Origin of the sequence: Pseudofrankia sp. EUN1h (genome assembly GCF_001854645.1) — a bacterium.
Classification (GTDB): Bacteria; Actinomycetota; Actinomycetes; order Frankiales; family Frankiaceae; genus Pseudofrankia; species Pseudofrankia saprophytica.
The window spans coordinates 1-13508 of sequence record NZ_MBLN01000014.1 but is presented as its reverse complement, the minus strand read 5'-3'; the positions used below and the strand labels follow the sequence as shown (position 1 = coordinate 13508).

The 13508-nt window shown below is 72.1% G+C and carries 12 protein-coding genes; 3 read left to right on the top strand and 9 right to left on the bottom strand.

The window, feature by feature from the left end; all coding sequences use genetic code 11:
• Positions 1–124 precede the first annotated feature (124 nt).
• The 7 genes from BCD49_RS05015 to BCD49_RS04985 all read right to left on the bottom strand — a co-directional run bounded on the left by BCD49_RS05015 (position 125) and on the right by BCD49_RS04985 (position 7475).
• Positions 125–1528 (bottom strand): glycosyltransferase family 87 protein, encoded by a 1404-nt coding sequence (locus BCD49_RS05015; RefSeq protein WP_232794153.1) that lies wholly within the window; start codon positions 1526–1528, stop codon positions 125–127.
• A gap of 159 nt (positions 1529–1687) precedes the next feature.
• Complete coding sequence (locus tag BCD49_RS05010) at positions 1688–2947, bottom strand: DUF445 domain-containing protein (RefSeq protein WP_007509444.1); 1260 nt, start codon at positions 2945–2947, stop codon at positions 1688–1690.
• Positions 2948–3091: 144 nt separating this feature from the next.
• The gene (locus BCD49_RS05005) at positions 3092–4972 is read right to left on the bottom strand and encodes a cholesterol oxidase substrate-binding domain-containing protein (RefSeq protein WP_007509447.1); all 1881 of its coding nucleotides are present in this window, start codon (positions 4970–4972) and stop codon (positions 3092–3094) included.
• A gap of 223 nt (positions 4973–5195) precedes the next feature.
• On the bottom strand, positions 5196–5528 hold the full coding sequence (locus BCD49_RS05000; protein WP_131803375.1) for a DUF6343 family protein: 333 nt from the start codon (positions 5526–5528) through the stop codon (positions 5196–5198).
• Between the two features lie 102 nt (positions 5529–5630).
• Positions 5631–6374, bottom strand: a complete 744-nt coding sequence (locus BCD49_RS04995) for a TetR/AcrR family transcriptional regulator (protein WP_131803374.1) — start codon at positions 6372–6374, stop codon at positions 5631–5633.
• A gap of 92 nt (positions 6375–6466) precedes the next feature.
• Entirely contained in the window at positions 6467–7216 is a 750-nt protein-coding gene (locus BCD49_RS04990; RefSeq protein ID WP_007509453.1) for an enoyl-CoA hydratase-related protein, read from the bottom strand.
• Between the two features lie 70 nt (positions 7217–7286).
• The gene (locus BCD49_RS04985; RefSeq protein WP_007509454.1) at positions 7287–7475 is read right to left on the bottom strand and encodes a ferredoxin; all 189 of its coding nucleotides are present in this window, start codon (positions 7473–7475) and stop codon (positions 7287–7289) included.
• A 288-nt stretch (positions 7476–7763) separates the two neighbouring features.
• Between BCD49_RS04985 and BCD49_RS04980 the strand changes: the two genes are divergently transcribed.
• Entirely contained in the window at positions 7764–9227 is a 1464-nt protein-coding gene (locus tag BCD49_RS04980; RefSeq protein ID WP_007509456.1) for a class I adenylate-forming enzyme family protein, read from the top strand.
• Positions 9228–9273: 46 nt separating this feature from the next.
• On the opposite strand, the gene BCD49_RS04975 is transcribed toward BCD49_RS04980, so the two are convergent.
• Positions 9274–10110 (bottom strand): TetR/AcrR family transcriptional regulator, encoded by an 837-nt coding sequence (locus BCD49_RS04975; RefSeq protein ID WP_035925239.1) that lies wholly within the window; start codon positions 10108–10110, stop codon positions 9274–9276.
• Between the two features lie 99 nt (positions 10111–10209).
• Here BCD49_RS04975 and BCD49_RS04970 point away from each other — a divergent pair, with 99 nt between their 5' ends.
• Positions 10210–11400: a cytochrome P450 gene (locus tag BCD49_RS04970; protein ID WP_071041213.1), complete on the top strand. Its 1191-nt coding sequence runs from the start codon at positions 10210–10212 to the stop codon at positions 11398–11400.
• Between the two features lie 164 nt (positions 11401–11564).
• Here BCD49_RS04970 and BCD49_RS04965 read toward each other — a convergent pair whose 3' ends face one another.
• Complete coding sequence (locus BCD49_RS04965) at positions 11565–12830, bottom strand: aromatic ring-hydroxylating oxygenase subunit alpha (RefSeq protein WP_007509462.1); 1266 nt, start codon at positions 12828–12830, stop codon at positions 11565–11567.
• Between the two features lie 264 nt (positions 12831–13094).
• Between BCD49_RS04965 and BCD49_RS04960 the strand changes: the two genes are divergently transcribed.
• Positions 13095–13508, top strand: a 414-nt coding sequence (locus BCD49_RS04960; RefSeq protein WP_131803380.1) for a TetR/AcrR family transcriptional regulator, incomplete at its 3' end; no start/stop codon positions are given.

Sequence of the window (13508 nt, the reverse complement as noted above, 5' to 3'; positions counted from 1 at the left end):
ACCTAACGCCCGGTGACCGCGTGGTTCGCGGACGGCGCGGGCGCATGACGGCGTGAGCAGCCGTCAGAGTTATCACCGTACATGCCGGACCGGCCTTTCGCCGGACCGGCGCCACGAGCGTGAGCTAATCGTCGTCCGCTTGCGGCTGAACCCCACCTACGGCTAGGCGCGTCGCGCGCGGATCCCGCCGCGGCTCGTACCCACCGCGCACCTGGCGGGCGGCCCAGGCGGGCAGCGCGAGCAGGCCGAGCGTCACCAGGTAGGCGCCGGTCACGGCGTCGCCGCCGTGGTGCGCTCGGGCGAGCGCCCAGCACAGCTCCAGCCCCGCCACCGCGGGCGCCGCGACCACCAGCACGGGGACCGCGAGCGCGGCCAGGCCGCCGGTCCCGCGTTCGGCGGCGGCGCGGCGGGCGACGTCACCGAAGGGACCGGCGGCGAGCACGGCGAGCACGAGGGCCGAGGCGAAGAGCTCCGGCGGGGTGCTCAGGTGCGGGGTCACCAGCAGCCAGCTCACGACGGTCGCCGTGGCCAGCGCCCCGGCCCGCTCGCCGCCCTCGAGCACCAGCAGCGGCGCCGCGAGCAGCAGCAGGTAGTGGCTCCACACGATCGGCGACGCGAGCAGCGCCGCCGCGACCGTGGCGGCGAACATCAGCCGGTCGTCGCCGGCCCACCGCGCCCGCGCCGCCCGCCGCCCCACGGCCCAGCAGGCGGTGAGCAGGGCCACGGCCACCGAGCGCGCCACCCAGGTCGCAGGTCCCAGGCCAAGGCCCGCGTTCATCAGCAGCCCGGTCAGGCTCAGGCCGGCGGGGGCCTCCGCGCGGGCCAGGGCGTTCAGCATGTCGCCGTAGGTCGTGAGGTCCACCGGGCTGACCAGCTCGCCGAGGCCGAACAGCGCGCCGAGCGTGCCCGCGGCGACCGCCGCGGCGCGGTGGCGCCCGGTGAGCAGCAGCCACAGCGGCAGCGGCAGCAGGAAGAGCTTGCTGTAGACGAGCAGTGCCGCGAGCAGGCCGGCGGGCACCGGACGGTCCCGCAGCCGCCACAGCCCCGCGAGCCCGGCGAACAGGGCCGCGTTCAGCGTCCCCATCTGCAGTCCGATGATCGTCGACGACGCGGCCAGCACGAGCGCGTACAGGCTCCAGCGCCGCGCTCCGGCCAGCCGGCAGCCGGCGAGCACGGCCAGCACCGACAGGCCGATGAACAGCGCCTCGGCTCCGCCGCGCGGCAGCCAGGCGAGTAGGGCGAACGGGAACGCGATCAGGTACGGGTAGACGAACGCGAACCCGGAGTAGACGTCCGCGGTGCCGGGCCGCGGGTAGGGGTCGCGCCCGGCGGCGACGGCGGTGCCGGCGCGCAGGAACACGTCGATGTCGAAATGGACCAGCGGGTGTACGTAGGTCAGCCAGATGACGGCGACCAGGCCCGTCAGCACCACCGGCGCGAAGGCCGGCCACCCGGCCGGCAGCACCCGCATGGCGAGCACCAGGGGAGTCCGCCGCGACGACGCGGCCGGCGTCCGCTCGGTCGTCACGGGTGCCCATGGTGCCAGACGCCCCGCGTGGTGACCCTGCGCGCCTCCTGGCGCGGCCAGTCGAGGCCTCTCGGTGGGCCGGTGGTGGTTGGCGGTGGTTCGTGGTTCGTGGTGCTGGTGGTTCCTCCCTTCCCGGCGTGGTTTCCGCCGGGCAGGGGCCTACAGGGCGAGCTCGGTGACGAGGTGGATCAGGACGCCGGCTAGGGCGCCGACGACGGTGCCGTTGATCCGGATGAACTGCAGGTCACGGCCGACCTGCAGCTCGATGCGCCGGGACGCCTCGGCCGGCTCCCAGCGGGCGACGGTGTCGCCGATGATGGCCGCGATGTCGCCCTTGTACCGGCCGACGGCGCGCGTCGCGAGGTCCGCGGCCGTGCGGTTCACGGAGGCGGCCAGCTCCGGGTCGGCCGTGAGCTTGAGGCCGAGGCTGGCCAGGTGCGTGGTCGCCGCGCGGCGGGCCACGCCGTGCTCGTCGGTGGTCAGGTCGAGTAGGAGGCCCTTGGCCGTCTCCCACATCCGGGAGATCGCGTCGCCGGCGACGGGGGAGGCGAGCGCCCTCGCCTTGACGTCCTCGACCCTGGCCCGCAGGTCCGGGTCGGTCCTCAGCTTGCCGGCCAGGTCGGTGAGGAAGCTGTCGAGGCTCTGGCGCATCCGGTGGTGGCGGTCCGCGCGCAGCGCGCCGATGAGCTTCACCGCCTCGGCGTAGACCTTGGCCGCGACCGCCTCGTTGAGCCACTTCGGCGCGAAGCCGGGGGCACGGTCCAGCACGGCGTCGTGTACCGCGCTCGGATGTTTGATCAGCCAGTCCTCGGCCTGCTCGAGCAGCACGTCGACGACGCGGTGCTGCAGCCCGTCCTCGATCGCCCGCTCGAGCAGGACGCCGAGCACCGGCGCCAGCGGCACGTCCACCAGCCGGGGCACCACCGACTTCTCGACCAGCTCGACGATCAGCTCGTCGTTCGCCTTGCGCAGCGTCGACGCGAGCCGGGCGGCGACCTCGGCGCTGACCCGGTCGGCGTGGTCGGGCTGRCACAGCCAGGCCCCCACCCGGTTCGCCACCTCGATCTGGTTGACCTTGTCGCGGACGATGGCCTCGGTGAGGAAGTGGGTGGAGACGAAGGACTGCAGGCCGCGACCCAGGTCGTCCTTGCGCTTGCGGATGATCGCGGTGTGCGGGATCGGCAGGCCCAGCGGGTGGCGGAACAGGGCCGTCACCGCGAACCAGTCGGCCAGCGCGCCGACCGTGCCCGCCTCGGCGGCGGACCGCACATAGCCCACCCAGCCGGGCGCGTCCCGCCACAGCGAGGTCGCGATGTACACCGCGACCGCGAATCCCAGCAGGCAGGCGGCGACCGTCCGCATCCGGCGCAGCCCGGAGCGTAGCGCCGCCTGCTCCCGGTCCTCCGGCGCGCTGTCCACTCGTCCCCCCAGCTCGTCGCCCCGCGGCCGCTGGATGCGCCTCGCCGGGCACTCATGGTCGCCTCGGGCCACGATACGGCGGTGGCCGGGACGAACGCGGCGCGTCCGTCCCGGCCACCGCGTCAGGGCAGGAGGGCGTCGAGCTCAGGGCAGGAGGGCGTCGAGCAGGGGGCTGGAGAAGACGCGGTTCGGGTCGAACGCGTTCAGCGTCGCGACCGCGGTGTCGAAGTTGTCCCCGCCCGGCTGACCGGTGCGCAGCGAGTTCGGCACCGTCGTGCCGATCGCGGTGCCGTCGGCCCAGGCGGCGCTGTTCGTGTAGCCCCAGCCCTTGGACCATTCCACCCGGGCCGAGGCGTAGCTGCCCGAGTAGTTGGAGAAGACCCAGGCCTCGACCTCGCGGTAGAACTGGTTCGCGTACGGAGTGCCAGGCACGGTGAGGATGTCCAGCCAGACCGCGACGTCCCATTCCGGGTGGTCGGGCCGTGGGCGCAGGGCGGAAAGCTGCGGCGAGCCGGAGCTCGGCACGCCGACGTCGCCGGCGGCGTCGAGGCCGGTGACCCGGATCTCGACCGGCCCGTTCATCGGGTACTGCCCGTTGTTCTGGTAGGTGGTCAGCTTGTTGTTGTAGTACGTGCAGAACTCGTTGATGACGCGCTGGATGTTCGCCCTGCTGGTGAGGATCGCGTAGCCGTTGGCCGTGACCCGCAGCGTGGTCGGGCGGACGTAGAGCAGCAGGTCCTTCGACCAGCCCCAGATGTCCCAGGTGGAGGTGGTGATCAGGCCGGCGCCGACGACGGCGATCTGCGTCTGGCCGAGCGTCGGGGCGAGCTCCGGGTGGCCGGTCGAGATCTGGCTGACGAGGTCCGTGATCGACGACGGCAGGCTGTCGGAGAACGAGTAGTTGTACGGGCTGGACACCTGGCGGGAGAGCAGCGGCTTGTTCGGGCTGCGGCTCCACACCTTCAGCCACGGGGTGTCGGTGAACGGGAACCAGATCGCCTCGACCCGGCCGGCGGAGTTGACGTAGCTGGCGAAGGTGCGCCCGCTGGAGCCCTGGGCGGCGAACAGCTCCGTCCACGGCACGTTGAACCAGCTCTGGCAGCGCAGCCGCTGGTTGGCGCCGACCTGCAGCGTCACCTCGGTGAGGAACGCGCGTCCCAGGTGTGCCAGGAACGCCTTCGACTCCGCCTCGGACCGGCTGAACGTGCGCAGCACGTACTGGCTGGTCGCGGAGTTCCAGACGACGGCGGTCAGCGACGTGATCAGGTTGGACAGCGAGCCGTAGGTGGTGCCGGCGACCCGGGTCTCGCCGCTGGCCGGGACGGCGGTGCCGTGCGCGTCGATCGCGAGCACGCCGCCGACGGTGAGGTCACCGGGCGCGGGGGTGGCGGTCAGGCCGTAGCCGGCGGCCTGCAGCTGGGTGAGCAGACTGTCCATGGAGACGCCGGTCTGCGCGCGTACGGTCGCCGGCGTCGACCCGGACGAACCGGTGATCGTGACGGTGGTGAGGTGCTGGGTGGTGTCGACGAAGATGACGTTGTTGCCGGTCGACCCGACGGCGACCGACAGCGGCGACCAGCCGTGCGCCATGCCGCGGGGGCGGATCTTGTAGTTGTTGGCCCTGGCCCAGTTCGCGAGGGTCACCACGTCGGCGGGGGTCGCCGGCGCGCAGGTCCACACGCCGGTGACGTTGATCTCGCGCGACCAGTTCTGGAACGTCTGCCGGTACAGCGGGATCGACGCCGGGAAGTTCGGCGGCGCCGGCGGGTCGGCGTGCGCCGCCGCCACCCGCGCGACCGGCGTCCAGCCGACGGCCGTCACCGCCGCCGCGCCGAGCGCCCCTGCCAGCACCACGCGCCGCGTCCCCCCGCCGGCGGTTCCGGCGGCGCCTGTCGTGCCTACCGTGCTTGCCGTGCTTGCAATGTCAGACAGGCCTGACATGCCGGACAGGCCGGGTAAGCCGGCGCCGTCCGCGTCGTCGCCGCCAGACTCCGTGCCGCCCAGGTCGTCGCGCCGTCGTCCCATCGCGGTCTCCTCCGTGCTCCGAGAGCCATATCTGATGGCCCGTCAGATAGTGGGAGCACGAAGGTAAGAGCGTGCGGGGACCAAGGTCAACGGTTCCGGGCGCACGATCGTATAGCCGCTGGTCAGGACCATGGTGCGCGGCCGGTCGCCGGCCGGCCTTGCGCGGGCGTAGCGGGCCGCCGCGGCGGCATTCCTCATGGACCATCAGAAAGCGGGCACGGCCCTACTGCGGGTAGCTCCCGCTGCGGGGTCGGTTCCCGGGCGCGGCGCCCTGGCCGAAGCCCGGCGGAAGCGAGCGCCGCCGCTGGCGCATCCGGCGCCCGATCACGATCAGGTCTACGACGGCCGTGGCCCCGACGACACAGAGCAGGATGGCGGGCACCGTCCAGCCGGCGGCGGCGAACAGCCCCGCGGCGACACCACAGAACACCAGCCCGAACAACGCGAGCGCGGCCCGCAGCCGCAGCGGGCTTCGGGCCGGCGCCGCGCCGGTGAACGCGGCGAACCTGCCGACGGAGCGACGCGGCGCATCCGGCTGACGTTGGGGAGGAAGCATCCGAGTCACGTCGTCCGGTGTGCCCTGGCCGCGGCCCCCGAACCGCTTGACCGGGCCGGCGCCATCCGGGCCACGCGCCACCCGGGCGGCCCGGTGCGCCGGTCAGCCCCGGGAGCGCTGGTGCAGCTGGGCGACGACGTCGCGCCAGTCGTCGCCGCGACGGGCGGCGATGCCGGCGAGCACGGTGGTGAGCTGGTCGTCCGGCCTCGACTCGGGCGGCGGGCCGTCGGCGAGCATCGCCCGCAGGTGCGCCAGGTCCGACGGGTCCCGCTGGGCGAACACCCGCTGGTACTCCAGTGCGATCGGGTGGTTGGTCTCGTCGATCTGCCGGCGGCGGATCTCGCCGACCGCCGCGCCCATCGCGCCCTGCGTCACCAGCACGTAGGCCTCGAACGCCTCGCGCGCGCCGAACCCCTTGCCGACCAGCGCCGCGATCACGGCCTCCAGCACGTCGACCATCTGGTCCAGCCCGAAGGCGCCGCTCATGAACTGGGCCAGCAACGCGGGCGACTCGACGAACCTGCGCCGCAGGATGTCGGCCGACTCCAGCAGCCATAACGCCCAGTGCTGGCCGCGGTCGGCCGGCAGCGCGATCGTCGCCGCGGACTGCTCGGCGGCCAGCTGGAGCAGGTCGTCGCGGCCCCGCACATAGTGATAGAGCCCGGGGACACTCACCCCGAGCCGGTCGGCCACCGAGCGCAGGCTGACCTGGTCGATGCCGATCTCACCGGCGGCTCTGGCGATCATGGCCCGGTCGATCCGGGGCGGCCGCCCCACCCGACGCTCGACCATGCGGACCTCCCCGTCATCGTCGCCACCGTCGTCGCCGGCGGGCCATGGCTCCATGATCCATGACCACCGACGGCCGCTGACGGCCACGGCCACGGCCACGGCCACGGCCGTGGCTACGGCGACTCCGACGATCTACGGGCAGGACCCTAGCGCCTGGTGAGTCTGGCGATGGCGGCCTGGGCCTCGGGGGACCTGGAGGTGCGGGTGAAGACCTCGCCCTCCAGCGTCGCCGCGGCGTGCAGCTCGGCGATCGTCGTGTCGCCGTGCAGCAGCCGGCGGACCGCCGCGAGGGCCCCCGCGGGGCGGGCGAGCAGCGCCGCCACCCGGTCGGCGACCCGTGCCCGCAGCGCGTCGGCGTCCGCCAGCACCTCGGTGACGATCCCGGCCTCCAACGCCTCCTGCGCGCTGAAGACGTCCCCGAACAACAGCAGCTTCGACGCCCGCTGCTGCCCGGTGAGCCGGGGCAGCAGCACCGACGACGCCGCCTCCGGCACCACCCCGAGGTTGACGAACGGCATCCCGAACTTCGACCGGGCCGTCGCGTACACCAGGTCGCAGTGCAGCAGCATCGTCGTGCCGATGCCGATCGCCGCGCCGTCGACCTCGGCGACCAGCACCTTGGTCGTGTCGATGAGTGCCCGGATGAAGCGGTCGGTCGGGCCGCCCGGCTCGAGGACGTCGCGTTCGGCGATGTCGGCGAGCTCGTTCCCGGCGGTGAACGCGCCGCCGCTGCCGGTGAAGAGCACGACCCGGACGGACTCGTCGGCCTCCGCGCCGACCAGCGCGTCGCCGAGCGCCTGGTACATGTCCTGCGTGATCGCGTTGCGCTTGTCCGGCCGGTTGATCCGGACGGTCAGCACCCCGCCGGCTGCCTCGGTCTGCACATGGTCGGTCATGACCGTCTCCTACCAACGCTCGCGGGGCGATCCTGTGGCGGGCGCGAAGCGCCCGCCACCGAAAACCGCCTCAGTCGACCAGCTTGATGGCCTGCTTGGGGCAGGAGCGCACGGCCTTCTCCAGGTCCGGACGCAGCGACTCGTCAGGCTCCTCGTCGACCGACAGGTACTCGTTGTCGTCCAGCTCGAAAACCGACGGCACCAGCCCGACACAGATCGCGTTGCTCTCGCAGACGTCGAAATCGACAACGACCCGCATGATGACCCTCCTTCAGTCCTTCAGTGGTGATCCCGCAGTGGTGATCCGGCCGGTGCAGGAGCGCCGACGCGGCGTGCCTCTGGCGGCCCGTACCCTCATCAAACCGCATATGGCCCACCACGAGCAGGCTGCCCACGCACCAGCCTGCCGTACCCCGTGTCCGGCCGAATGATCGCCGCGCCGCGCTCGTCGCCAGCCCGCCGTTGTCTCCCGTTCGCCGGGGAACGTTGGATCAGCTCGTTTCCCGACCGCGGGCCCGTGACATGCAGATTGGATACGTTCTGGTTCATGCTGGCGGACACGGTGCGGGAGGCGGCTCGGCGGTTCGGGGACGCGGCGGCGTTCGTCGATCCCGACGGCACCCGGCTTTCGTTCGCGGCGCTGGACACCGGTTCGGACGCGGTCGCGGCCGGGCTCGCGGCTCGCGGGCTGGGCACCGGCGACCGGCTGGTCCTGCGGATCGCCTCGACCAGCCGCTACGTGCTCGCCTACGCCGCCGCCGCGAAACTGGGCGCCATCACCGCCGGGGTGAACCCGGTGCTCGCCCCGCCCGAGCAGGAACGGCTCACCGAGCTCGCCGACCCGGTCGTCGTGCTCACCAACGGCCACGAGGTCGACGAGCTGGCGGCGTACGGCACGGCGGCGCTCGAGACCGGCTCGGCGACCGCGCCCGGCCCGCTGCCAGGCGACGAGGCCCGCCCGGTCGCGATCGTGTTCACCTCCGGCACCACCGGCACGCCCAAGGCGGCGGTCTTCACCGAGCGGCAGCTGCGCGCCGTCACCCAGATCGACACCGGCGGCCTGTGGGCGGACCGCCCCGGTGAGCCGACGATGGCGACCACCCAGTTCGCCCACGTCGGTTTCATGACCAAGCTGCCCTGGTACCTGCGGCGCGGCCTGCGCATGTACATCCAGGGCCGCTGGCGGGCCCGGGACACCCTCGCGCTGCTCGCCGAGCACCGGATGACGACCGTCAACGCCGTCGCCCCGCAGCTCGCGCTGCTGTTACGCGTTCCCGACTTCGACAGCTTCGACCTGAGCGCCGTCAAGGTGATCATCGCAGGCGCGGCGGCGTCACCGCCGGCGCTCATCGAGGAGGCCCGCCGCCGGCTGAACGCCCCCTACAGCGTGCGCTACTCCTCGACCGAGTCGGGTGGCTGCGGGCTGGGCACCGCGCCGGACGCCGACGACGAGGAGGCGCTGTTCACGATCGGCCGGCCGCGCCCCGGCATCGCCCGCGAGATCCGCGCAGACGACGGCCGCCCGGCCGGCGGGGGCGAGGTCGGCGAGCTGTGGCTGCGCACCCCGAGCGCGTTCGCCGGCTACTGGCGCGACCCGGCGGCGACGGCGGCGACGGTCGTCGACGGCTGGATCCGCACCGGGGACCTGGGCCGCGTCGACGAGCGGGGCCTGGTCCGGCTGGTCGGGCGGCGCAAGGAGATGTTCATCCGCGGCGGTTACAACGTCTATCCGGCGGAGGTCGAGGCCGCGCTCGGCACCCACCCCGCCGTCGCCCAGTGCGCCGTCGTGCCCCGCCCCGACCCGGTGATGGGCGAGATCGGCGTCGCCGTCGTCGTCCCCCGCGACGGCGCCCGCCCGCCGACGCTCGCCGAGGTGCGCGACCACCTTTCCGGCCTCCTCGCGCACTACAAGCTCCCCGAGGACCTGCGCGTGGCCGCCGACCTGCCGCTCACCGCCGTCCACAAGCTCGACCGCGCCACCCTCACCCGCCAGATCCTCGAAACCCCCTGACCGGTGGAGGAGCCCGGCGCCTGACCGGGCGACCAGCCCGGCGCCGTCACCCGCTCCTGGGCACCCGGCTGGCCACGCCGTCGAGGAAGATGGCCATGCTGTGGTCGAAGACGTCGTCCGCGTTGGCGCTGATGTAGCTGCCGCCGGCGGCGCGCAGGGCGGTGAGCTGGTCGGCCGGTAGCCCGTCGAGAAGTTCGCCGAACCCGTCGGATCCCGTCGGGCCGCCCGAGCTCTGGGGGCGGTGGACCCGCAGGATCGCGTCGCTGGCCATGAGCTCCAGCATCGTGATGGTGGCGTAGCCCGCCTGGTCCGCGGTCAGGCCGGCCTCCAGGAACAGGCCAAGCGCCGCGTCGACGACCCGCAGCATGTTCGGCCCGTAGCCGGTCCTGCTGCGCGCGGACGGCGGCAGTGGCTGGTCGAGGCTGATCCGGCGAAAGTCGCGCATCAACGCCTCGATGTCGGCGCGCCAGCCACGGCCGGTGCGGTCGAGCCGGATCTCGCCCATGACGTGGTCGGCGATCAGCGCGATCAGCTCGTCCCGGCTGGCGATGTGCCGGTAGAGCGAGGCGATGGTGGTGTCGAGCCGCTCGGCGACGCAGCGCAGGGTCAACCCGTCGATCCCGCCGTCGCGCAGGACGTCCAGCGCGGCCTCGACGATCCGCTGCGAGGACAGTCCTCCCGGGCGCGGGCGCCGCCTGCCGGCGGACGCCGCCCGCTGTGCCCACCAGCGGGCGGAACCMGCCTCGGGCGGTGTGCCTTCGTACCCAGGGGGAGCCGGCGGTGCTGGCTCGGCGGGACCGGTGCCATGCTCGCGCGCCCCGGCCGCGCGCTCAGGCGCGTCGAGCCGGGTATCGCCGGACTCCACGAGTGATCGCCGCTCCATTCCACCATTCAAGCACCATCTTGACAGTCTGCGATCGACGATCGCATACTCCACGAACCAGAAGGCGATCGGCGATCGCATCAGCGAAAGAGGGCCAGCGTGACCGAGGATCTGTACTGGGATCCGTACGACAAGGCGATGGATCTCGACCCACACCCGGTGTGGCGGCGGATGCGGGACGAGCGGCCGGTATACCGGAACGAGAAGTTCGACTTCTACGCGTTATCGCGGTTCGAGGACGTCGACGAGGCCCACCTGGACCCGGCCACCTTCAGCTCCCGCTACGGCACGGTGCTCGAGATCATGACCCCGGAGCCGTGGGACACCGGGCAGATGATCTTCATGGATCCCCCTGCCCACACGACGCTGCGGGTCCTGGTCTCCCGGGCCTTCACCCCGCGCCGGGTCGGCGGCCTGGAGGGCGCCATCCGCGAGACCTGCGCCCAGCTGCTCGACCCGCATGTCGGCGGCGGCGGGTTCGACTACGTCCAGGACTTCGCAGCGCTGCTGCCCTCCATGGTCATCTCCCAGCTCATCGGGGTCGACCCGGCGGACCGGGAGGAGGTCCGCCACATGATCGACGGGACCTTCCACCACGACGAGACCGCCGGGATGGCCAACGAGATCGCCGTGGCCGCCGCCACGAAGCTGCACCTGTACTTCGCCGAGCAGATCGAGGCCCGCCGCGTCACGCCTCGGGACGACCTGATGACCGCCCTCGTCCAGGCCGAGGTCCGCGCCGCCGACGGCGGTACCCGGCGGCTCTCGACGCRGGAGGCCACCGACTTCACCACCCTGCTCACCGCCGCCGGCACCGAGACCGTGGCCCGCCTCCTCGGCTGGGCCGCCGACATCCTCGCCGCCCACCCCGACCAGCGCGCCGAGCTGGCCGCCGACCCGTCCCTGACCAGGAACGCCGTCGAGGAGACGCTGCGCTACGAGGCGCCGTCCCCCGTGCAGGGGCGGGTCACCACCCGCGACGTCGAGCTGCACGGCACCACGATCCCGGCCAAGTCCAAGATCCTGCTGCTCACCGGCTCCGCCGGCCGCGACGACCGCAAGTACGACGACCCCGACGTCTACGACATCCACCGGAGCTTCGACAGCCACGTCTCCCTCGGCCACGGCATCCACTTCTGTCTCGGCGCCGGGCTCGCCCGCCTGGAGAGCCGGCTGGCGATCGAGGAGACCCTGAAGCGTTTCCCGACCTGGGAGGTCGACCACGAGAACGCCGTCCGCCTCCACACCAGCACCGTCCGCGGCTACCAGAAGCTGCCCATCGTGATCTGAGCTCGCGATCTGGGCCATTTCATGATCTGGCGGAATCCCCGGAGTCTTTTCTCCCAAGATTCCACCAGATCATGAAAATAGCGCCGACGGCCCCGGCCGGTCAGGTTCCTGGCCGGCCGGGGCCGTCGGCGCTTTCTGGTCGTGTGTGCTGCCCGGCCGTTTGCTCAGTGCTGCGCCTGGTGGCTGGCGACATAGTCGGCCGCGGTCTTGTGGAGATGGCGGATCATGATTTCCTGGTCGTTGATCGGGAACTGGGTGACGACGCGGGACTCGAGCATCGTCTGGGTGGCCTCCAGGGTGTTGGAGTCCTGGAGAGCGAACTCCTTGAAGGTGACCGCCGCCAGTTCCTGACGCATCCGCTCGGTGGCGTTCTTCGGCGGGACGAAGTAGAGGGTGCCCTCGAAGATGTGCTTGTTGTAGGCCGTCGGCCAGTAGTGGTAGGTGAGGTACCAGCCCGGCGCCCACACCAGGATCATGAAGTTCGGGAAGAAGACGTAGGAGTCGTTGCCCCACTTGTGGTGACGGCTTGGGTTGAGGCCGGACGGCAGCTGGTCGAGCCCGGGGAGGTCGGGCCGGTCCCAGGGGCCGAAGTTGCCGCTGCGCAGCGCGCGGTCGATCGGCTTGACCATGCTGAGGTCCTTCGGCGGTGACATCCCGCCCCAGGTGGACTGCATCCCGTGCAGCCCGTCGATGTCGTAGTGCAGCCCCTCGTAGCCGTATGCCTGGATCTTGCGGCTCTCGGAGCTCACGTACTGCTTACCGTGCAGCACGGGCGCGTGGTAGAACTCGGCGAACGCGTCGATGTAGAGCTTCCAGTTCGCGCCGACCTCGGCGCGGTACTTCCAGGTCTGCGTCATCTCGCCGAACGGGTAGCCCTCGAGACCCTTCGCGAAACGGCCGAGGTACTCGCGCGCCGACGTGGAGTCGTTGTCGTCGAGATTGATGAAGACGAAGCCCTCCCACACCTCGCAGCGCACTGGGACGAGCCCGAGCGTCGCCTTGTCGAGGTCGAAGAACTCCGACTCCTGCTGCACGAACGTGCACGCGCCGTCGAGGCCGTAACGCCAGGCGTGGTACTTGCAGATGAACTGGCGGGCCGTGCCGCTGACTTCCTCGCCCGGGTTCTCCTGCCAGACCAGCTTGTTACCGCGATGGCGGCAGATGTTGTGGAACGCGCGGACCCCGCCATCGGCGTCCCGGACGACGATCACCGACGTGCGGGCGGCGTGGATCTCCTTGGTGAAGTAGCTGCCGGTCTTCGGGATCTGCTCGACGCGGCCGACGTTCAGCCAGGTGTGCTGGAAGATCGCCTTGCGCTCGACCTCGTAGTACTCGGGCGAGATCGAGTCCTCGAACGAGACGAAGCCGGTGCCGAGGCTCGGGAAGTGCTCGGTCCAGCTGCCCTCGGCGGGTTTGGGGAAGTGCGCCATCGATCTGCCTCCCGAGTCGGTCGTGGCAGCGGGCCAGCGGCCGAAAATCGTACGGTGCCGTCCGGTTGATTAACCATACGGTCCCGTACGATTTAGGTCAACCGGCCGGACGCGGACGCCGGCGCCGCTGGCTCCCGCCCGGCGCCCGCGGCCCCTGCCCGTCGCACCCGGCCCGTGCTCGTCACACGCGGCCCGTGCCCCGTGGCCGTCGCGCACCGTCGCCCGAAACGGGCGGGACCGTAGGGTTGTCGGGTGGTGTCTGAGGTGGGGAGGGAGCGATCCCGCTCAGGGCGGCCGACGTCGACGCAGGCGGCCCGACTGACCGACCGGATCCGGCGCGCGGCCGTCGACGCGTTCCTGGAGAACGGGTACGACGGCACCAGCATGGAGGCGGTCGCGCAGGCCGCCGGCGTCACCAAGGGCACGCTCTACGCCCGCTACTCCGACAAGCGCGCGCTCTTCATCGCCGTGAGCTCGTGGGCGCTGACGCGGCTGGAACGGGACGAAGGAGCCCTGGAACCGCTGCCGGACGACCTCGCCGCCAGCCTGGAGACGATCGCGCGCGCCATCCTGGCGCGGTCCGTCGACCCGGATCTGGTTCGGCTCAGCCGGATGGCGATCGCCGAGTCCGCCCGGTTCCCCGACTTCGCCGCGAGCTCCCAGGCCATCACCTGGACG

Coding starts and splice junctions, on each gene's coding strand:
- BCD49_RS04965 (WP_007509462.1), bottom strand. CDS start 12,830: ATGGCGCACTTCCCCAAACCCGCCGAGGGCAGCTGGACCGAGCACTTC.
- BCD49_RS04995 (WP_131803374.1), bottom strand. CDS start 6,374: ATGGAGCCATGGCCCGCCGGCGACGACGGTGGCGACGATGACGGGGAG.
- BCD49_RS04980 (WP_007509456.1), top strand. CDS start 7,764: ATGCTGGCGGACACGGTGCGGGAGGCGGCTCGGCGGTTCGGGGACGCG.
- BCD49_RS05005 (WP_007509447.1), bottom strand. CDS start 4,972: ATGGGACGACGGCGCGACGACCTGGGCGGCACGGAGTCTGGCGGCGAC.
- BCD49_RS04985 (WP_007509454.1), bottom strand. CDS start 7,475: ATGCGGGTCGTTGTCGATTTCGACGTCTGCGAGAGCAACGCGATCTGT.
- BCD49_RS05000 (WP_131803375.1), bottom strand. CDS start 5,528: ATGCTTCCTCCCCAACGTCAGCCGGATGCGCCGCGTCGCTCCGTCGGC.
- BCD49_RS04990 (WP_007509453.1), bottom strand. CDS start 7,216: ATGACCGACCATGTGCAGACCGAGGCAGCCGGCGGGGTGCTGACCGTC.